This window comes from Flavonifractor porci (genome assembly GCF_037572415.1).
Classification (GTDB): Bacteria; Bacillota; Clostridia; order Oscillospirales; family Oscillospiraceae; genus Flavonifractor; species Flavonifractor porci.
Genome location: NZ_JBBHLB010000002.1, coordinates 192,235 through 210,614 on the forward strand (window position 1 = coordinate 192,235; position 18,380 = coordinate 210,614).

The window sequence follows — 18,380 nt, forward strand, 5'->3', positions numbered from 1 at the left end:
TTTCCGCGCATGGATAAGCCAATCTATATGGAAATGAGGAACCCAAGATGAGCGAGTGCTATACCTTTGTCGTAAACGGCGAAACCTGTACCACCGAGCAGGAAAAGCCTCTGCTGCGCTATCTTCGTGAAGATCTGCACCTCTATTCCGTCAAGGACGGATGCAGCGAAGGCGCCTGCGGCACCTGCACCATCGTAGTGGATGGCAAGGCGGTGAAGTCCTGTGTGCTCTCCACCAAAAAAGCGGTGGGTAAGACCATCCTCACCGTGGAGGGCCTGTCCCATGACGAGCAGGAGGCTTTTGTATATGCCTTCGGTAAGGTGGGAGCGGTCCAGTGTGGCTTCTGCATCCCCGGCATGGTGATGGCTGGCAAGGCCCTCATCGACCAGAACCCCACCCCCTCTGAGGAGGATATCAAAAAGGCCATCCGGGGCAACATCTGTCGTTGTACCGGCTACAAAAAGATCATTGAGGGTATTTCCCTGGCAGCCGCCATCCTTCGGGGAGAGGAGAAGATCGATCCTGAGCTGGAGAAGGGGGATATCTATGGCGTAGGCGACCGGGCCTTCCGCAGCGATGTGCGGGAGAAGGTCCTGGGGACCGGCGCCTACTGTGACGACATTGAGATGGAGGGCATGGTCCATGCCTCCGCTGTCCGTTCCCAGTATCCCAGAGCCCGTGTGCTGGATATCGACGCCTCCGCCGCTCTGGCGCTGCCCGGCGTGCTGGCCGTCCTCACCGCTGAGGATGTGCCCAACAACAAGGTGGGACACCTGCAGCAGGACTGGGACGTGATGATCGCCAAGGGCGACATCACCCGCTGCGTGGGCGACGCCATCTGCCTGGTGGTGGCAGAGACGGAGGACGTGCTGAAAGAGGCCAAGAAGCTGATCAAGGTAGACTATGAGCCTCTGGAGCCGGTGCGCTCCATTCAGGAGGCCATGGCCGAAAACGCGCCTCTGGTCCACTCCAAGGGCAATCTGTGCCAGCAGCGCCATGTGACCCGGGGCGACGCCAAGACCGCCCTGGCCAACTCCAAGTATGTGGTGACCCAGAGCTACAAGACCCCCTTCACCGAGCACGCCTTCCTGGAGCCCGAGTGCGCTGTGGCCTTCCCGTACAAGGACGGCGTGAAGGTGTACACCTCCGACCAGGGCGTGTACGACACCCGCAAAGAGATCTCCATCATGCTGGGCTGGGAGCCTGAGCGCATCGTGGTGGAGAACAAGTACGTGGGCGGCGGCTTCGGCGGCAAGGAGGACGTGTCCGTGCAGCACCTGGCTGTGCTGGCCACCCTGAAGGTGAACCGGCCTGTGAAGGCCAAGCTCACCCGTCAGGAGTCCATCAACTTCCACCCCAAGCGCCACTACATGGAGGGTACCTTCACCCTGGGCTGCGACGAGAACGGAATCTTCACCGGCCTGGACTGTGAGATCTACTTTGATACCGGCGCCTACGCCTCCCTGTGCGGCCCCGTGCTGGAGCGTGCCTGTACCCACTCCGTGGGCCCCTACTGCTACCAGAACACCGATATCCGCGGCTTCGGCTACTACACCAACAATCCTCCCGCCGGCGCCTTCCGCGGCTTCGGCGTGTGCCAGAGCGAGTTCGCCCTGGAGTCCAACATCAACCTGCTGGCCGAGAAGGTGGGCATCTCTCCCTGGGAGATCCGCTACCGCAATGCCATCGAGCCGGGCAAGGTGCTGCCCAACGGTCAGATCGCCGACTGCTCCACCGCTCTGAAGGAGACCCTGCTGGCGGTGAAGGACGTGTACGAGGCCAATATGGATCACGCGGGCATCGCCTGCGCCATGAAGAACGCCGGCGTGGGCGTGGGCCTGCCCGATAAGGGCCGCTGCAAGCTGGCGGTGCGGGACGGCATGGTGGAGCTTTACGCTGCCGCCTCCGACATCGGTCAGGGCTGCGCCACCGTGTTCCTCCAGGTCCTCTCCCAGACCACCGGTCTGCCCCGGCTGCTGCTGCGGAATATGGGCGCCAACTCCGAGGTGGCCCCCGACTCCGGCACGACCTCCGGCTCCCGCCAGACCCTCATCACCGGCGAAGCTGTACGGATGGCCGCCGCCGACCTGAAAAAGGATATGGACGAGGTAAATGGCGATTTGAGCAAGCTGGAAGGGAAGGAGTACTTTGCCGAGTTCTTCGATCCTACCGACAAGCTGGGCTCCGACAAGCCCAACCCCAAGAGCCATGTGGCCTATGGCTTTGCCACCCACGTGGTCATCCTGGATGATGACGGCAAGGTCAAGGAGGTCTACGCGGCCCACGATTCCGGCAAGGTGGTCAACCCCACCTCCATTCAGGGCCAGATCGAAGGCGGCGTGCTCATGGGTCTGGGCTACGCCCTCACCGAGGACTTCCCCCTGAAGGACTGCGTGCCCCAGGCCAAATACGGTACCCTGGGTCTGATGCGGTCCAACCAGATCCCCGATATCCACGCCATCTATGTGGAGAAGGAGGAGCTTCTGCCCTTCGCCTACGGCGCCAAGGGCATCGGTGAGATCGCCACCATCCCCACCGCCCCCGCCGCCCAGGGCGCCTACTACGCCAAGGATCACATCCTGCGTACCAGCCTTCCCATGCAAAACACCTTCTACAAAAAGTAAGCAGCGATCATACCCAGTTACCCAGTCACGGAGGCCGCCCAATGACCTTCCAGGGGGCCTCAGATCAGCGGTGAAAGCCGCCGCGCTGAGGCCCCTTTTTTGCTTTAGCTGGGCAGTGGAAGGAGTGGAAAAACCTACTGAAATAAGGGGGGTTAAAGTGCTACCAAAAAAATTTTTAGCTTCTCAATAATTTTTTCTGATTTCCTCTTGACAACTGGAAAACAAGTGGTATGATGGATTCATAAAACAAAAGAAAGTTTGCCAGTGCGCAAAGAAATTTTGGAGGCGAATGTTCGATGAAAGACCAGCTCAAATGGGTCCTCAATAAAATGCCGAAGAGCGACGACAAGCAGCTGGACGTCATGTCCTTGTCCAACGTAGCCAAGGCCCGCTTCTTCCACAGTTCCTTCCCCCAGTACTCCATCACCCCCCTGGCTCAGCTGGAGGGTATGGCCAAGTACCTGGGCCTGGGCGGCGTGTATGTAAAGGACGAGTCCTACCGTTTCGGCCTCAACGCCTTTAAGGTGCTGGGCGGCTCCTTCGCCATGGCCAAGTACATTGCCAGCGAGATGAACCGGGACGTGTCCGAGATGACCTACGACTACCTGACCAGCGAGGCCTTCCGCAAGGACTTCGGTCAGGCCACCTTCTTCACCGCCACCGACGGCAACCATGGCCGCGGCGTGGCCTGGGCTGCCAACAAGCTGGGCCAGAAGGCTGTGGTACATATGCCCAAGGGCAGCGCCAAGTCCCGCTTTGACAACATTGCCAAGGAGGGCGCCAAGGTTACCATCGAGGAAGTCAACTACGACGACTGTGTGCGTATGGCCGCTGCTGAGGCTGAGCAGACCGAGCACGGTGTTATCGTGCAGGATACCGCCTGGGACGGCTACGAGGAGATCCCCTCCTGGATCATGCAGGGCTACGGCACCATGGCCAACGAGGCCGCCGATCAGCTCCGTCAGTGCGGCGTGAACCGCCCCACTCATGTGTTCGTGCAGGCCGGCGTGGGCTCTCTGGCCGGTGCTGTGGTGGGTTATTTCACCAACCTGTTCCCCAATGATCCTCCCAAGTTCGTGGTGATGGAGGCCCGCGCTGCCGACTGCCTCTATCAGGGTGCTCTGGCCAACGACGGCAAGCCCCGCATCGTCACCGGCGACCTCCAGACCATTATGGCCGGTTTGGCCTGCGGCGAGCCCAATACCATCTCCTGGGATATCCTCCGCAACCATGTTTCCGCCTTCATTTCCTGCCCCGACTGGGCCAGCGCCAAGGGTATGCGTATGCTGGGCGTGCCTGTGAAGGGCGATCCCACCGTGATCTCCGGCGAGTCCGGCGCTGTGGGCATGGGCGTGCTGGACGCCATCATGTGCGACGACACCTACAAGGAGCTGCGTGACGCTCTGGAGCTCAACCGCTTCAGCCAGGTGCTCATGTTCTCCACCGAGGGCAACACCGATCCCCTGAAGTTCCGTCGGGTGATCTGGGACGGCGAGTATCCCACCATCGACACCCCCCAGAAGCCTTACTGAGTTTGTGCTGACCGGGAAATGTCCCGATGAAACTGTGAAATAAATTGAAAATGGAGGTCATTACCATGGATTTTGAGAAGATCAAAGCTGCTGCCGAAGGTTATAAGGCCGACATGACCCGCTTCCTGCGGGACATGATCCGCATCCCCAGCGAGAGCTGCGAGGAGAAGGGCGTTTGCGAGTGCATCAAGGCTGAGATGGAGAAGCTGGGCTTTGACAAGGCCGAGTTCGACGGCCTGGGCAACGTCATCGGCTGGATGGGCGAGGGCGACAAGATCATCGCCATCGACTCCCACATCGACACCGTGGGCATCGGCAACATCAACAACTGGACCCACGACCCCTACGAGGGCTATGAGGACGACGAGGTCATCTACGGCCGCGGCGGTTCCGACCAGGAGGGCGGCATGGCTTCCGCCGTGTACGGCGCCAAGATCATGAAGGATCTGGGCCTGATCCCCGCCGGCTACAAGATCATGGTGGTCGGCTCCGTGCAGGAAGAGGACTGCGACGGTATGTGCTGGCAGTACATCGTCAACAAGTTCTTCCCCGCCATCGGCGTGAAGAAGGAGCAGGTCGAGTTCGTCATCTCCACCGAGCCCACCGACGGCGGCATCTACCGTGGTCACCGCGGCCGTATGGAGATCCGCGTGGACGTGAAGGGCGTTTCCTGCCACGGCTCCGCTCCCGAGCGCGGCGACAACGCCATCTACAAGATGGCCGACATTCTCCAGGACGTGCGCGCCCTCAACGAGAACGACGACGCCGACTCCACCGAGATCAAGGGCCTCGTGAAGATGCTCAACCCCAAGTACAACCCCGATCACTACGAGGATGCCCGCTTCCTGGGCCGCGGCACCTGCACCACTTCCCAGATCTTCTACACCTCTCCCAGCCGCTGCGCTGTGGCTGACTCCTGCTCCATCTCCATCGACCGCCGCATGACTGCCGGCGAGACCTGGGATTCCTGCCTGGAGGAGATCCGCAACCTGCCCAATGTGAAGAAGTACGGCGACGACGTGAAGGTTTCCATGTACATGTACGACCGTCCCTCCTGGACCGGCGAGGTGTACGAGACCGAGGCTTACTTCCCCACCTGGATCAACAAGGAGAACGCCGCTCACGTTCAGGCTCTGGTGGACGCCCACCACGCTCTGTTCGGCGACAAGCGCATCGGGCCCGACGGTGCCATGCACCTGCGCAACCGTCCTCTGACCGACAAGTGGACCTTCTCCACCAACGGCGTTGCCATCCAGGGCCGCTACGGCATTCCCTGCGTGGGCTTCGGCCCCGGCGCTGAGAGCCAGGCTCACGCCCCCAACGAGATCACCTGGAAGCAGGATCTGGTGACCTGCGCCGCCCTGTACGCCGCCGTGCCCGGCCTGTACAAGGAGGAGAACAAGACCGACGACGTGTCCCAGTTCCGCGCCGGCAAGACCAACAACAATATCCAGTAAGAAGCGCTGAGGCGCCGAGCAGGGGAGCCTGGACCGGAGCGAGGGCGAGCGGAGGGCCGCGGGGCGGCCCGCAGATCAGCCCGAGACGGAGGGAAGGCGACCCGACCGCGAGGCAGAGGAAGCGTGACAGCAGAAAGCGATGAAGTCCCATAAGGGGCGGCGTAAGCCGCCCCCGCGGATAGGAAACTCATATCCATCCACCAACCGACTAAATTATGAAAAAGGAGATCGATTGCAATGGACAAGACTCTGCAGATGTATATTGACAAGCTGAATGCCCTGAACTTCAAGGAGATGTACGAGGGTGACTTCTTCCTGACCTGGGAGAAGACCGACGACGAGCTGGAAGCCATCTTCACCGTGGCCGACGCCCTGCGCTATATGCGTGAGAACAACATCTCCACCAAGATCTTTGAGTCCGGCCTGGGCATCTCCCTGTTCCGCGACAACTCCACCCGTACCCGTTTCTCCTTCGCTTCCGCTTGTAACCTGCTGGGCCTGGAGGTTCAGGATCTGGACGAGGGCAAGAGCCAGATCGCTCACGGCGAGACCGTCCGCGAGACTGCCAACATGGTCTCCTTCATGGCCGACGTCATCGGCATCCGCGATGATATGTACATCGGCAAGGGCAACACCTACATGCACGAGTTCATGGACGCTGTGACCCAGGGCAACAAGGACGGCGTTCTGGAGCAGAAGCCCACTCTGGTCAACCTGCAGTGCGACATCGACCACCCCACCCAGGCCATGGCCGACATGCTGCACATCATCCACGAGTTCGGCGGTGTGGAGAACCTGAAGGGCAAGAAGATCGCCATGACCTGGGCCTACAGCCCCTCTTACGGCAAGCCCCTCTCCGTGCCCCAGGGCATCATCGGCCTGATGAGCCGCTTCGGTATGGACGTGGTCCTGGCTCACCCCGAGGGATACGAGGTTATGCCCGAGGTCGAGGAGGTCGCCAAGAAGAACGCCGAGAAGTCCGGCGGTACCTTCACCAAGACCCACAGCATGGCTGAGGCCTTCAAGGATGCCGACATCGTGTATCCCAAGAGCTGGGCTCCCTTCGCCGCCATGGAGAAGCGCACCAACCTGTACGCCGAGGGCGACACCGACGGCATCAAGGCTCTGGAGAAGGAGCTGCTGGCTCAGAACGCCAACCACAAGGATTGGTGCTGCACCGAGGAGCTGATGGCCACCACCAAGAACGGAAAGGCTCTGTACATGCACTGCCTGCCCGCCGACATCAACGACGTGTCCTGCAAGGACGGCGAGGTCGAGGCTTCCGTGTTCGATCGCTATCGTGATCCTCTGTACAAGGAGGCTTCCTTCAAGCCCTACATCATTGCCGCTATGATCTTCCTGGCTAAGGTCAAGGATCCCCAGGCCACTCTGAAGGCTCTGGAGGAGCGCGGCATGGCCCGTTGGTTCCAGAAGTAAGATCTGAGATCCATTTCTGACTTCCATTTTTCCTTCCCCTTCCTTTTAGAGGCCCGTCCGCATAGGTCAACCTGCCTGTATCTGTGCGGACGGGCCCCACTATTTTACGAATATTGAGGTGTTTAACATGGGCAAGCGTATCGTGATCGCCCTGGGCGGCAATGCTCTGGGCAACAATCTCCCTGAGCAGATGATCGCCGTGAAGCAGACCGCCAAGGCTATTGTGGACCTGATCGAAGAGGGACATGAAGTCATTGTGGCCCACGGCAACGGCCCCCAGGTGGGCATGATCCAGAAGGCTATGGCCGAGCTGACCCGCTCTGAGCCTGAGAAGTACATCCCCTGCCCCCTGTCCGTGTGCGTGGCCATGAGCCAGGGCTACATCGGCTACGATCTGCAGAACGCTCTGCGTGAGGAGTTGCTGGACCGCGGCATCAACAAGGGCGTGGCTACCGTGCTCACCCAGGTTGAGGTGGACCCCGAGGATAAGGCCTTCCAGAACCCCACCAAGCCCATTGGCGCCTTCATGACCAAGGAAGAGGCCGACAAGATGGTGGCTGAGCGCGGCTACAACGTCATCGAGGACGCCGGCCGTGGCTACCGCCGTGTGGTGGCTTCTCCCAAGCCCCAGTCCATCATTGAGATCCAGTCCATCCGTGACATGGTGTCCGCCGGCCTGGTGGTGGTGGCCTGCGGCGGCGGCGGTATCCCCGTTTACAAGACCGAGGGTCATCACCTGAAGGGCGCTGCTGCCGTCATCGACAAGGACTTCGCCTCCTGCGTGCTGGCTCAGCAGGTGGAGGCCGATACCCTCATCATCCTCACCGCCGTGGAGAAGGTGGCCATCAACTTCGGCAAGCCCGAGGAGAAGTGGCTGGACTCCCTCACTCCCGACGAGGCCCGCAAGTACATCGCTGAGGGCCACTTTGCTCCCGGCTCCATGCTGCCCAAGGTGCAGGCCGCTGTGGAGTTCGCCGAGAGCGCTCCCGGCCGCTCCGCCCTCATCACTCTGCTGGAGAAGGCCAAGGACGGCGTTGCCGGCAAGACTGGCACTGCCATCCATCAGTAATCCATACCATAAAAGCACGTCCTGGAATGTGATCCGGGACGTGCTTTTTGTTATAACAAATCCCCTGCCGGCAGGGGATTTGCTTTAGTTATTGGGAATGGGAAGGATCACAGTGAAGGTAGAACCTTTGCCTACCTGGCTCTCCAGGCTGACAGCCCCACCGTAGAGCTGGGTGATATGCTTGACGATGGCCAGCCCCAAGCCGGTGCCGCCGTTCTTGCGGGCCCGGCCCTTTTCCACTCGGTAGAACCGCTCGAATACCCGGCTCTGATCCTCCTCGGGAATGCCGATACCGTGGTCCTGTACCGAGATCACAGCCTTGCCGTCCTGTACATGGATGTGGGTAGTTACCACACCGCCATTTTCGCTGTACTTGATGCCGTTGCCCATCAGATTGAAGAGCAGTTCTTTCAAACGGCTCATGGGGACGCCTACGGTGACGGGCTCACCCTCCACAGCCAGAGTCACACCGGCGGCCTTGGCGGAGGGCTCCAGCAGGGAGGCGGTATCATGGGCCGCGTCCAGCACCGCGGAGCGCTCCTCGGTCTGGTCGATGGCCACCGACTCCAACTCAGACAGCTTGAGGATGTCGTTGATGAGATCGATCAGCCGGTCCACCTCAACGCCGATCATGGTAATAAAACGTTTTTGGTCGGCAGGGGAGGCTACCATGCCGCTGGACAGCATATCGGTAAAGCCCTTGATGCTGGTCAGGGGCGTCTTCAATTCATGGGACACGTTGGCGGTAAACTCACTGCGGATACCTTCCGCCTTTTTCAGCTCGGTGACATCGGAAACCAGAATAGAGGTGCCCACGGGCTGACCTTCGTACTGCCGGCCGGAGACAGGGGATACGAACATCCGCAGGGAACGGGCGTCCTCGGTAAGAGCATCCACATCCAGCATAATAGAGGCGTGCTTCTCCTGACATTCGTGAATGGCCTCCCGGAGCCGGCGGCTGCGGGTGAGCAGCAGAGCGCCGTCCTCCTGCTCCCCCTCGGGGAAGCCGAACAAAGTGCGGGCGGCCCGGTTGATGGCCAGCACTCTGCCTTCTTCGTCCAGCAGGATCAGGCCCTCGTCCATGCAGTCCAGGATCAGGCCTACCTTGTCCCGCTCGGCGGTGATAGACTGAATATAGCCGCCCAACTGTTCCATCAGCTTGTCGATGTAGCGCAGGATAGGACGCAGCTCGTCGTCGGCCTGAAGTCCTTCCAGGCCGGCAGCCTTTTTTCCGTCCAACACCCCCTGAAGGGCGCCGCCCACCGAGTTGAGGGGGGCTACGATACGGTTGGCGGTGCGGCGGGACAGCAGGAAGGCCAGCAGCAGAGCGGCAATGGAGGCGATCAGGAAGCCCCAGACGCCGCTCATCGCCAGAGAGTTGATGGAGGACAGGGGCATGGCGGCCCGGCCGATCATGCCATCGGCAAAGCGTTTGGCCACATAGAACATGGAAGTGCCCATGGTATCGGAACGGCGTACCGCCTCCCCCCAGCCGGAGCGCTCGGCGTCGATCACCTCGGGACGGCTGTTGTGATCCTCCAGCTGGGAGGCGTCCGCGTTGGTATCCGTCAATACGGTACCGTCAGTGTCGATGATGGTAAGCCGCTTGTCGGGGGCGGCGGCATGGAACTGCGCCATCAGAGCCTCCGGCTCGGTAATAGCGCTCTGGGCATCCATCAGCTCCAGCAGCTCCTGCAGGGTGGAACGAGCGGCATCCATCTCCCGGCTGCGGAACATGAGTATGCCCACCACATTGGAGATCAGCAGGGCGAACACCACGGTGAGCAGCGTTGCGCCGATGATTCGTTTCTTCATAATATGCTCCTCTCGCAGATCATAGGGAAAGGGCTGTCAGGACATCTTGTACCCGACGCCCCGGACCGTGGTGACCACGTCGTCACCCAGCTTCTGGCGCAGGGCTTTGACGTGCATATCCACAGTGCGGGTCTCGCCGGTATAGTCGTAATCCCATACCGTCTGGAGGATCTCATCCCGGGTGAGGGCCACGCCCCGGCGGGTGCACAGCAGCTTGAGCAGCTCGAACTCCTTAAAGGTAAGGTCTACCAGCTTGCCGCCCTTACGGACCTCACGGGCGGCGGAATCGATCTCCAGATCGCCACAGGTCAGCACCTGATCCCCGCGGTGCTCAGTGCGGCGGAGCACCGCTTTGACCCGGGCCTGAAGCTCCATGATGCCGAAAGGCTTGACTACATAGTCGTCAGCGCCGGTTTCCAGGCCGGCCACCCGGTCCATCTCGGCGCTGCGGGCGGTGAGCATGATGACCGGCACCTCGGCGGAGTTCCGGCTCTCCCGCAGGCGGCGGAGGATCTCCAGACCGTCCATGCCGGGCAGCATGATGTCCAGAATGAACAGCACGGGAAGGCTATGCGCCATCTCACCCTCAAACATGGCCTCGCCGGATTCATAGGGGCGAACGGCATAGCCTACGGATTGAAAATAGTACCGGAGCATCTCGCGGATGCTCTCGTCGTCCTCCACCACCACGATGGCTCTGGACATGGGATCACCTTCCATTTCGTATTGGGGGCTCAGGCCTGGAGCTGGATCTCTCCGGTGACGCAGAAAATGGCCCACTGGGCGATATTTACTGCGTGGTCCGCGATGCGTTCCAGGTACTTGGCAATGATGATGAGGTCGATGGCCTGGTCGGCCTCCTCCCGGTTCTCCACGATGAGCTCCACCAGTTCGCTCTTGATGGTGCGGAAAAGCTGGTCGATCTCATCGTCCAGGCTGATCACGGCGTTGGCCGCATCGGTATCCCGGTTGACGTAGGCGAAAATGGCCCGCTTCACCATGACGCCGGCCTTCTGGCTCATGGTGCGGATGTCCGCCAGGGTCTGGGTCTGCTGCTGCTCCTTCAGCAGCAGGGAGATCTCGGCGATGTTGGAGCACTGGTCGCCGATGCGCTGCAGGTCGGTGACCATCTTCAGGGCGGCGGAGATGGTGCGCAGATCCCGGGCCACGGGCTGCTGCTGGAGGAGAAGGCGCAGGCAACGGTTTTCGATGTCCCGCTCCATCTCGTCCATGTGCTTGGTCATTTCCACCGCGGATTTGGCGGCGGCATCGTCGCTGGAGGCCAGAGACTCCACCACCACATCGATGGCGTCCTCGGCGGCGGCCGCCATGTCGATCATTTCATAATTGAGCTCCTGGAGCTCGGCGTCAAAGGTTTTTCTCATGAGAGCCTCCTGTTAACCGAAGCGGCCGGTGATGTAGTCCTCGGTACGCTTATCCTTGGGCACGGAGAAGAGCTGGGTTGTATCCCCGAACTCGATGAGCTGGCCCAGCAGGAAGAAGGCGCATTTGTCGGACACACGGGTGGCCTGCTGCATATTGTGGGTGACGATGACGATGGTGTAGTCCTTCTTCAGATCGGCGATCAGGTCCTCGATCTTGGAGGTGGAGATGGGGTCCAGAGCGGAGGTGGCCTCGTCCATCAGCAGGATGTCGGGCTCCACAGCCAGAGCGCGGGCGATGCAGATACGCTGCTGCTGGCCGCCGGACAGGCCCAGAGCCGACTTTTTCAGGCGGTCCTTTACCTCGTCCCAGATGGCGGCGCCCTGGAGGGACTTCTCCACGATGTCGTCCAGACGGCTCTTGTTCTTGATGCCGTGGGTGCGGGGACCGTAGGCGATGTTGTCGTAGATGGACATGGGGAAGGGGTTGGGTTTCTGGAACACCATGCCGATCTGCTTGCGCAGCCAGGTTACGTCCACTTTGGAGTCGTAGATCTCCTGGCCCCGGTACTGTACGCTGCCGGTGATCTTGATGCCGGGTACCAGGTCGTTCATCCGGTCCAGGGTCTTGAGGAAGGTGGACTTGCCGCAGCCGGAGGGACCAATGAGGGCGGTGACCTGCTTTTCGGGAATATCCACGCTGACATCCTTCAGGGCCTGGGTCTGGCCGTACCAGAGGTCCAGCCCTTTTACAGACAGAATCGTATTTTCATCCATGGTTGGAACTCCTTATTTCTTCTTTAATTTCTTGCCCACCAGCTTGGCGGTCAGGTTGATGACCAGGGTGAGCAGCATCAGGATGGCGGCGATGGCAAAGGCCACGTCAAACTCGGCTCGCTCCTTGGCGTACACATACAGAGCCACGGTGAGGGAGGCGCCGGAGGAGTGGATAAACTGGTCAAAAGAGCCGAAGAAGTTGTTGAGCGCCATGCCCATGCCGGCGGTAAAGAGCAGGGCGGCGGACTCGCCCACGATGCGGCCGATGGACAGAATACAACCGGTGACGATGCCGTCCACCGAGGAGGGGAGCACTACCGTGCGGATCATCCGCCACTTGCCGGCGCCCAGGCCCAGGGCGGCCTCCCGGTAGGACTGGGGCACGGTCTTGAGGGCCTCCTGAGTGGTGCGTACGATGGTGGGCAGGGTCATGATGACAAGGGTGAGGGAGCCGGCCAGCAGAGAGGCCTTCAGGCCCAGGAACTGACAGAAGAACAGCATACCCACCAGACCGAAGATGATGGAGGGAATGCCGGTGAGAGTCTCGGTGGCGAACTCCAGGATGCCCACCAGCCGGCGGTTGCGGGCGTACTCGGTGAGGTAAATGGCGGCACCCACGCCCAGGGGCAGGATAAAGATCAAAGTCACAACGACAATATACACGGTGTTTAAAATATTGGGAAGAATACCAATCGTATCTTTGATATAGCTGCTCTCGGTGGTCAGAAAGTCCCAGGAGATGTGGGGCAGACCGTTAATGAAGATATAGCCGATGACGAACACCAGCAGCGCACAAGTCAGGATCGCGCAGAAGTAGAGCAGGAAGCGGAGGATACGGTCATAGGCCGTCCGCTTTCCAGAAAGCGGTTTCATTTCGATCACAGTATATCACCCCTTCTTCCGTTTGAGAAGCGTGTTAAGGACCACATTGATGAGCATGATAAAGAGAAAGAGCACCAGCGCGATGGAGAACAGGGCCTGACGCTGGAGGCCGGAGGCGTAGGACATCTCGCTGGCCACGGCGGTGGTCAGGAAGCGGACGGAGGAGAAGAGGGAGGGCATATTGGCCACGTTGCCCGCCACCATGATAACGGCCATGGCCTCACCGATGGCGCGGCCGATGCCCAGGACGATAGAAGCGGCAATGCCGCTGGAAGCGGCGGGTACGCTCACCCGGAACACCGTCTCGATGTGGGTGGCCCCCAGAGCCAGGGAGGCCTCCTCATACTCCTTGGGGACCGCCTTCAGGGCGGTCTCGGACACCGAGATGATGGAGGGCAGGATCATGACGGCCAGCACGATGATGGCGCAGAACAGGCTGGCGCCGTCGGGCAGGTTGAACAGCTCCCGGACGGTGGGGACCAGCACCATCATGCCGATGAGGCCGTAGACCACCGAGGGGATGCCTGCCAGCAGGTCCACCGCGGTACGCACAGCGGAGGCCAACTTGGGCGGGGCGATCTTGGCCAGGAACACCGCCGTCATAAAGCCGATGGGTACGCCCAGCACAATGGCGCCGGCGGTGCCGTAGATGGAGGTCAGAATGAAGGGGAGGATACCGAAGGAGGGCTCTGCTGCAGTGGAGGCCCACTTGGTCCCGAAGAGAAATTCCACCAGCCCGATCTCCTTGATGGCGGGCAGGCCGGAGATGATCAGGTAGATGCTGATAAACAGGACGAAGACGACCGCAATGAAACCGCAGAGGAAGAACAACAGGTTCATGGCCACTTCCAACGGTCGGAGCTTTTGTTTCATGGTTGATGACCGGCCTTTCGTAAAGAGTGTAATCATGGAGATTGCCCCCTCGTGACCGAGGGGGCAATCAGAACGGCGGATAGAGTTACTCGGCCACAGGCACCGCGCCGGCGCCGGCGATCAGATCGGCGGCATCAGCGGAGGTAGCCCAGTCGATGAAGGCCTGAGCCGCGTCGGAGAGCTCGGCGCTGTCGCTGACGATGAAGTTGAAGTTACGCTGAATGGCGTAGGTGCCGTCCAGAACGGTCTCCTCGGTGGGAGCCACACCGCCCACGGTGATGGCCTTCACGGTGTTATCCACAGCGGACAGGGAGGCGTAGCCGATGGCGTTGGGGTTGGAAGCCACGTTGGCGATCACCTCGCCGGTGGAGGTCAGCTCGTTCTGGTACTTGCAGGCGTCCTCAGTGCCGGTGATGGACTCGAAGCCGTCGCGGGTGCCGGAACCGGCCTCACGGCCGATGAACACCACCTGAGCGTCGCTGCCGCCCACCTCGGACCAGTTGGTGATCTGGCCGGTGGCCAGCTGCGCGATCTGCTCCACGCTCAGGTCAGCCACGGGGTTCTGGGGGTTGATGATGATGGCGATGCCGTCCTTGGCCACAGTGATATTCTTGACGCCGGTCTCGGTGTCCTTCAGGTCGCGGCTGGCCAGACCGATATCGGCGGTGCCGTCCTGAGCGGAGGTGATGCCGGCACCGGAGCCGGAACCGGTGTACTGAACCTGGACGCCGGGCTGGACCTCACGGAAGGCCTCGATCAGGGAGCCCATCACGCTCTCCATGGAGGTGGAGCCGTTGGTGACCACGGTGCCGGACAGATCAGTGGTGTTGTCGGGAGTTTCGGACTCGGTCACAGCGGGGCTGTTGGAATTGCCGGCGGGGGTGTTGGCGCTGCCGGTATCGCCGCCGCCGCAGCCGGCCAGCATACCCACGCACAGAGCGGCGGAAAGCATCAGCGCAAGCGTTCTCTTTTTCATGGTGTTCAATCTCCAATCATGCAATGTATTCTTGATGTCTCGGAACAAGCTACAGTATAACGACCGATTGTAAAGTTGTCCTTCAATGAATTGTAAAGAATGGGTAAAGTCGTTCTCTCACAACTGTTTGCCGACTTTACATTGTAGGATGTCCCATTTTGCAAAAGGAATACCGAGATGGTTGGAACATACTGTGAGGCATACAAAGCGTGGAAAAATGAAAGGGACAATATATTGTATTCTTTTTGAAGAAAAGCTATAATAATGATTACTGAAACAGTTCTGCGGCCTTTCTGACCGGGAGCTCCGGGCGGATGGCAGCAGACCATAAAATAAAAGGAGATACAGCGATGTCTAATATTTGGCATGATATCAGCCCCAGCCGCATCCAGCCTGAGGACTTTGTGGCGGTCATTGAGATCCCCAAGGGCAGCAAGAAGAAGTATGAGCTGGACAAGGAGACCGGTCTCATCATTCTGGACCGGGTGCTCCACACCTCCACCCACTATCCCGCCAACTACGGTTTCATTCCCCGGACCTACGGCGATGACGGCGACCCCCTGGACGTGCTGGTGCTCTGCTCCGAGGCCATGGACCCCCTGACTCTGGTGCGCTGCTATCCGGTGGGCTTCATCTCCATGCTGGACGGCGGCAAGAACGACGAAAAGATCATCGCCATTCCCTTCTCTGATCCCACCTATAATACCTACCAGGATCTGATGGATCTGCCCGGCCATATCTTTGACGAGATGGCCCACTTCTTTACGGTCTACAAGGCTCTGGAGGGCAAGGAGGCTGTGGCCGGCGATGTGAACGACCGGCAGGCCGCCATCCAGGTCATTCAGCACGCCATGGACCACTACGCCGAGTGCTTCCTGGGCGGGGCGACTCGCCGGGTGGATCACCGGCCCTCGGACCGATAACACCGTTAAGGAAAACTTAATGGATTCTTTTTCCCAATTTCGCTGATTCTGTGTTAAAATAGATCCGTTGTATGCCTGGGCTGGGCATATGGCTGCGTTTAATCGCTGCGATCATTCCAATAAGAGAGGACGGATACCATGGGTCATCCATTTGACTGCCTGGTCATCGGCGCCGGTATGGCGGGTGCCATCTGCGCCCGGGAGCTGGCCGAGCGGGGCGGGAAAAAGGTGCTGGTGCTGGAGCGCCGGGACCATGTGGGCGGCAATGCCTACGACTGCTTTGACCAGGCCGGTGTGCTCATCCACCGGTACGGTCCCCATATTTTTCACACCAATAACAAGCGGGTCTTTGACTACCTGTCCCGCTTCACCCCCTGGCTGAACTATCAGCATCAGGTGGTGGCCAACATTCCGGCGGAAGATGGCCGGATGGAAATGCCGGTGCCCTTCAACCTGGTGTCCATGCGGTCGGCCTTTGGAGAGGAGAAGGCTGACAGCCTGGCCAAACGGCTCATTGCCGCCTATGGCGCGGAGAAGAAGGTCACCATTCTGGAGCTGCGGCAGAATCCCGATCCTGAGATCGCCGCTCTGGCCGACTATGTGTATGAGCACGTCTTTGTCCACTACACCATGAAGCAATGGGGACAGCGCCCGGAGGACATTGACCCCAACACCACCGCCCGGGTGCCGGTGTTCCTGTCTGAGGACTGCCGCTACTTTCAGGACACCCATCAGGGGATGCCCATGGAGGGCTACACCCCCATGTTTGAGCGGATGCTGGACCATCCGGACATCACCGTGGAGCTGAACGCCGACGCCGGGGAACGCCTGACCCTGGCCGACGGAGCGGTGTTGCTGGACGGGACGCCCTTTGACGGTATGGTGATCTATACCGGCGCGGCGGACGAGCTGTTTGGCTGCAAATACGGTCGGCTGCCCTACCGTACCCTGACCTTCCGGTTTGAGACCCACCCGGTGGATTACTGGCAGAGCCACGGCACGGTGAACTACACCGTGGACCAGGACTATACCCGCATCACCGAGTTCAAGTATCTCACCGGCCAGGAGCTGCCCGGAGTGACCACCATCATGAAGGAGTACTCCAGTGCCTACACTGGGGCAGAGGGAGAGATCCCCTACTACGCCATTATCAATGAGGACAACAACGCCCTCTACGCCAAATACAAGGCGGAGGCCGACCGCTTCCCCCGGTTCCACCTGCTGGGCCGGCTGGCGGAGTACAAGTATTACAACATGGACGCCATCGCCGCCCGGGCGCTGGCGCTGTGTGACGATCTGTTGAAGTGAGGAAAGGTACATATGTCAAAGCTCATTACTTTCGCGGTGCCCTGCTACAACTCCGCGGCCTACATGGAGCACTGTGTGGAGACCCTGCTCACCGGCGGGGAGGACGTTGAGATCATCCTGGTGGACGATGGCTCCACCAAGGACGATACCCCTGCCATCTGCGACCGCTACGCCGCCCAGTATCCTAACATCGTCAAGGCCATCCATCAGGAGAACGGCGGCCACGGCGAGGGCGTCAACCAGGGCATCCGCAACGCCACCGGCTTTTATTTCAAGGTGGTGGATTCCGACGACTGGCTGAATGAGGAGGCCCTCCAGAAGGCCCTGGAGAAGCTGCGGAAGTTTGCCAAAATGGAGAAGCCGGTGGATATGTTCGTGGCCAACTACGTCTACGAGCATGTGGAGGACAACACCCAGAAGGTGGTCCGCTATACCAACGTATTCCCCCAGAACAAGATCTTCTCCTGGAGCAAGGTGGGTCGGTTCCGCCCCTCCCAGTTCCTGCTGATGCACAGCGTGATCTACCGTACCCAGCTGCTGCGGGACTGCGGGCTGGAGCTGCCCAAGCACACCTTCTATGTGGACAACATCTTTGTCTACCAGCCCCTGCCCTATGTAAAGCGCATTTATTACATGGATATCGACCTGTACCGCTACTTCATCGGCCGGGCCGATCAGAGCGTCAATGAGTCGGTGATGGTGGGCCGGGTGGACCAGCAGCTGCGGGTCAACAAGATCATGATCGACAGCCATGATCTCCGCAAGCTTCATGCCGAACTGCCCAGGCTGGCCCGGTATATGAGCAGCTACCTGTCCATGATGATGACCATCTCCTCCATCTTCCTCATCCTGGACGGCTCCCCGGAGGCTCTGGGCAAAAAGACCGAGCTGTGGGAGTACCTGCGGCATAAGGATGTGGGGCTGTACCACAAGTACAAGTACCGCTCCCTGTCCTTCGTGGGCAATATCCCCGGCTATCAGGGCCGGAAGCTGTCTGTAAAGCTGTACCGGCTGGCCCGGAAGATCTACAAGTTCAACTGAGCATAGTTCAGAACGCGTTTTCCGCCTGGCAACAGAGAAATATGTTCAGAGATAAAAGATATAAATTGAGCAAAAATATAACACCAGAAGCAAAAGAGTGCTGATATGGAATATCAGCACTCTTTTTTCTTCCGGCCATTACAAGAGAATCTGTGGCGGCCGGAAAGGATGCACGGGAGAAAGCTGCCTGGGACCAGAAAACGCAAGCAGGTGCCTGGCGGCTGCTGATCTTCTTCCATTGAGGTTCCACTCCGCAACATCAGTACTCCCATTGTTGTATATAA

Annotated in this window: 15 protein-coding genes; 8 read left to right on the top strand and 7 right to left on the bottom strand. The window is 59.9% G+C overall.

Features of this window, described 5'->3' with window-relative positions; translation table 11 throughout:
* The first annotated feature begins 47 nt into the window (after window positions 1–47).
* The 5 genes from xdh to arcC all read left to right on the top strand — a co-directional run bounded on the left by xdh (window position 48) and on the right by arcC (window position 8,119).
* Window positions 48–2,624, top strand: coding sequence for a selenium-dependent xanthine dehydrogenase (gene xdh / locus WHJ28_RS03170; RefSeq protein WP_340039688.1), 2,577 nt, complete (start codon window positions 48–50; stop codon window positions 2,622–2,624).
* A 296-nt stretch (window positions 2,625–2,920) separates the two neighbouring features.
* Entirely contained in the window at window positions 2,921–4,156 is a 1,236-nt protein-coding gene (dpaL, locus tag WHJ28_RS03175) for a diaminopropionate ammonia-lyase (protein WP_340039689.1), read from the top strand.
* A gap of 65 nt (window positions 4,157–4,221) precedes the next feature.
* Complete coding sequence (locus WHJ28_RS03180; RefSeq protein WP_340039690.1) at window positions 4,222–5,613, top strand: YgeY family selenium metabolism-linked hydrolase; 1,392 nt, start codon at window positions 4,222–4,224, stop codon at window positions 5,611–5,613.
* A gap of 237 nt (window positions 5,614–5,850) precedes the next feature.
* Window positions 5,851–7,050, top strand: coding sequence for a knotted carbamoyltransferase YgeW (gene ygeW, locus WHJ28_RS03185; RefSeq protein WP_340039691.1), 1,200 nt, complete (start codon window positions 5,851–5,853; stop codon window positions 7,048–7,050).
* A gap of 127 nt (window positions 7,051–7,177) precedes the next feature.
* Window positions 7,178–8,119 (top strand): carbamate kinase, encoded by a 942-nt coding sequence (gene arcC, locus WHJ28_RS03190; RefSeq protein ID WP_340039693.1) that lies wholly within the window; start codon window positions 7,178–7,180, stop codon window positions 8,117–8,119.
* An 84-nt stretch (window positions 8,120–8,203) separates the two neighbouring features.
* Here the strand turns inward: arcC and WHJ28_RS03195 are convergent, their stop codons facing one another.
* The 7 genes from WHJ28_RS03195 to WHJ28_RS03225 all read right to left on the bottom strand — a co-directional run bounded on the left by WHJ28_RS03195 (window position 8,204) and on the right by WHJ28_RS03225 (window position 14,824).
* Window positions 8,204–9,934 (bottom strand): sensor histidine kinase, encoded by a 1,731-nt coding sequence (locus WHJ28_RS03195; RefSeq protein ID WP_340039694.1) that lies wholly within the window; start codon window positions 9,932–9,934, stop codon window positions 8,204–8,206.
* A 36-nt stretch (window positions 9,935–9,970) separates the two neighbouring features.
* Window positions 9,971–10,639, bottom strand: a complete 669-nt coding sequence (locus tag WHJ28_RS03200) for a response regulator transcription factor (RefSeq protein WP_340039695.1) — start codon at window positions 10,637–10,639, stop codon at window positions 9,971–9,973.
* A 29-nt stretch (window positions 10,640–10,668) separates the two neighbouring features.
* Window positions 10,669–11,319, bottom strand: a complete 651-nt coding sequence (gene phoU / locus WHJ28_RS03205) for a phosphate signaling complex protein PhoU (RefSeq protein WP_340039696.1) — start codon at window positions 11,317–11,319, stop codon at window positions 10,669–10,671.
* 12 nt (window positions 11,320–11,331) lie between these two features.
* Window positions 11,332–12,093: a phosphate ABC transporter ATP-binding protein PstB gene (gene pstB, locus WHJ28_RS03210; protein WP_340039697.1), complete on the bottom strand. Its 762-nt coding sequence runs from the start codon at window positions 12,091–12,093 to the stop codon at window positions 11,332–11,334.
* Window positions 12,094–12,105: 12 nt separating this feature from the next.
* On the bottom strand, window positions 12,106–12,972 hold the full coding sequence (pstA, locus tag WHJ28_RS03215) for a phosphate ABC transporter permease PstA (protein WP_425461095.1): 867 nt from the start codon (window positions 12,970–12,972) through the stop codon (window positions 12,106–12,108).
* Between the two features lie 9 nt (window positions 12,973–12,981).
* Complete coding sequence (pstC, locus tag WHJ28_RS03220) at window positions 12,982–13,848, bottom strand: phosphate ABC transporter permease subunit PstC (RefSeq protein WP_340039699.1); 867 nt, start codon at window positions 13,846–13,848, stop codon at window positions 12,982–12,984.
* 85 nt (window positions 13,849–13,933) lie between these two features.
* Window positions 13,934–14,824, bottom strand: a complete 891-nt coding sequence (locus WHJ28_RS03225; RefSeq protein WP_340039700.1) for a phosphate ABC transporter substrate-binding protein — start codon at window positions 14,822–14,824, stop codon at window positions 13,934–13,936.
* A gap of 350 nt (window positions 14,825–15,174) precedes the next feature.
* Between WHJ28_RS03225 and WHJ28_RS03230 the strand changes: the two genes are divergently transcribed.
* The 3 genes from WHJ28_RS03230 (at window position 15,175) to WHJ28_RS03240 (ending at window position 18,096) form a co-directional block, all read left to right on the top strand.
* Entirely contained in the window at window positions 15,175–15,747 is a 573-nt protein-coding gene (locus WHJ28_RS03230) for an inorganic diphosphatase (RefSeq protein ID WP_340039701.1), read from the top strand.
* Between the two features lie 138 nt (window positions 15,748–15,885).
* Window positions 15,886–17,055, top strand: coding sequence for a UDP-galactopyranose mutase (gene glf / locus WHJ28_RS03235; protein ID WP_340039702.1), 1,170 nt, complete (start codon window positions 15,886–15,888; stop codon window positions 17,053–17,055).
* Window positions 17,056–17,067: 12 nt separating this feature from the next.
* Window positions 17,068–18,096, top strand: a complete 1,029-nt coding sequence (locus tag WHJ28_RS03240) for a glycosyltransferase family 2 protein (RefSeq protein WP_340039703.1) — start codon at window positions 17,068–17,070, stop codon at window positions 18,094–18,096.
* The last annotated feature ends 284 nt before the right edge of the window (window positions 18,097–18,380 follow it).

What these genes read in the sequence shown, in the direction of transcription:
- WHJ28_RS03180 (WP_340039690.1), top strand. Translation starts at nt 4,222, where the DNA reads ATGGATTTTGAGAAGATCAAAGCTGCTGCCGAAGGTTATAAGGCCGAC.
- WHJ28_RS03200 (WP_340039695.1), bottom strand. Translation starts at nt 10,639, where the DNA reads ATGTCCAGAGCCATCGTGGTGGTGGAGGACGACGAGAGCATCCGCGAG.
- ygeW (WP_340039691.1), top strand. Translation starts at nt 5,851, where the DNA reads ATGGACAAGACTCTGCAGATGTATATTGACAAGCTGAATGCCCTGAAC.
- glf (WP_340039702.1), top strand. Translation starts at nt 15,886, where the DNA reads ATGGGTCATCCATTTGACTGCCTGGTCATCGGCGCCGGTATGGCGGGT.
- WHJ28_RS03225 (WP_340039700.1), bottom strand. Translation starts at nt 14,824, where the DNA reads ATGAAAAAGAGAACGCTTGCGCTGATGCTTTCCGCCGCTCTGTGCGTG.
- pstC (WP_340039699.1), bottom strand. Translation starts at nt 13,848, where the DNA reads ATGAAACAAAAGCTCCGACCGTTGGAAGTGGCCATGAACCTGTTGTTC.
- xdh (WP_340039688.1), top strand. Translation starts at nt 48, where the DNA reads ATGAGCGAGTGCTATACCTTTGTCGTAAACGGCGAAACCTGTACCACC.
- WHJ28_RS03195 (WP_340039694.1), bottom strand. Translation starts at nt 9,934, where the DNA reads ATGAAGAAACGAATCATCGGCGCAACGCTGCTCACCGTGGTGTTCGCC.
- WHJ28_RS03240 (WP_340039703.1), top strand. Translation starts at nt 17,068, where the DNA reads ATGTCAAAGCTCATTACTTTCGCGGTGCCCTGCTACAACTCCGCGGCC.
- WHJ28_RS03230 (WP_340039701.1), top strand. Translation starts at nt 15,175, where the DNA reads ATGTCTAATATTTGGCATGATATCAGCCCCAGCCGCATCCAGCCTGAG.
- dpaL (WP_340039689.1), top strand. Translation starts at nt 2,921, where the DNA reads ATGAAAGACCAGCTCAAATGGGTCCTCAATAAAATGCCGAAGAGCGAC.
- arcC (WP_340039693.1), top strand. Translation starts at nt 7,178, where the DNA reads ATGGGCAAGCGTATCGTGATCGCCCTGGGCGGCAATGCTCTGGGCAAC.
- pstB (WP_340039697.1), bottom strand. Translation starts at nt 12,093, where the DNA reads ATGGATGAAAATACGATTCTGTCTGTAAAAGGGCTGGACCTCTGGTAC.
- phoU (WP_340039696.1), bottom strand. Translation starts at nt 11,319, where the DNA reads ATGAGAAAAACCTTTGACGCCGAGCTCCAGGAGCTCAATTATGAAATG.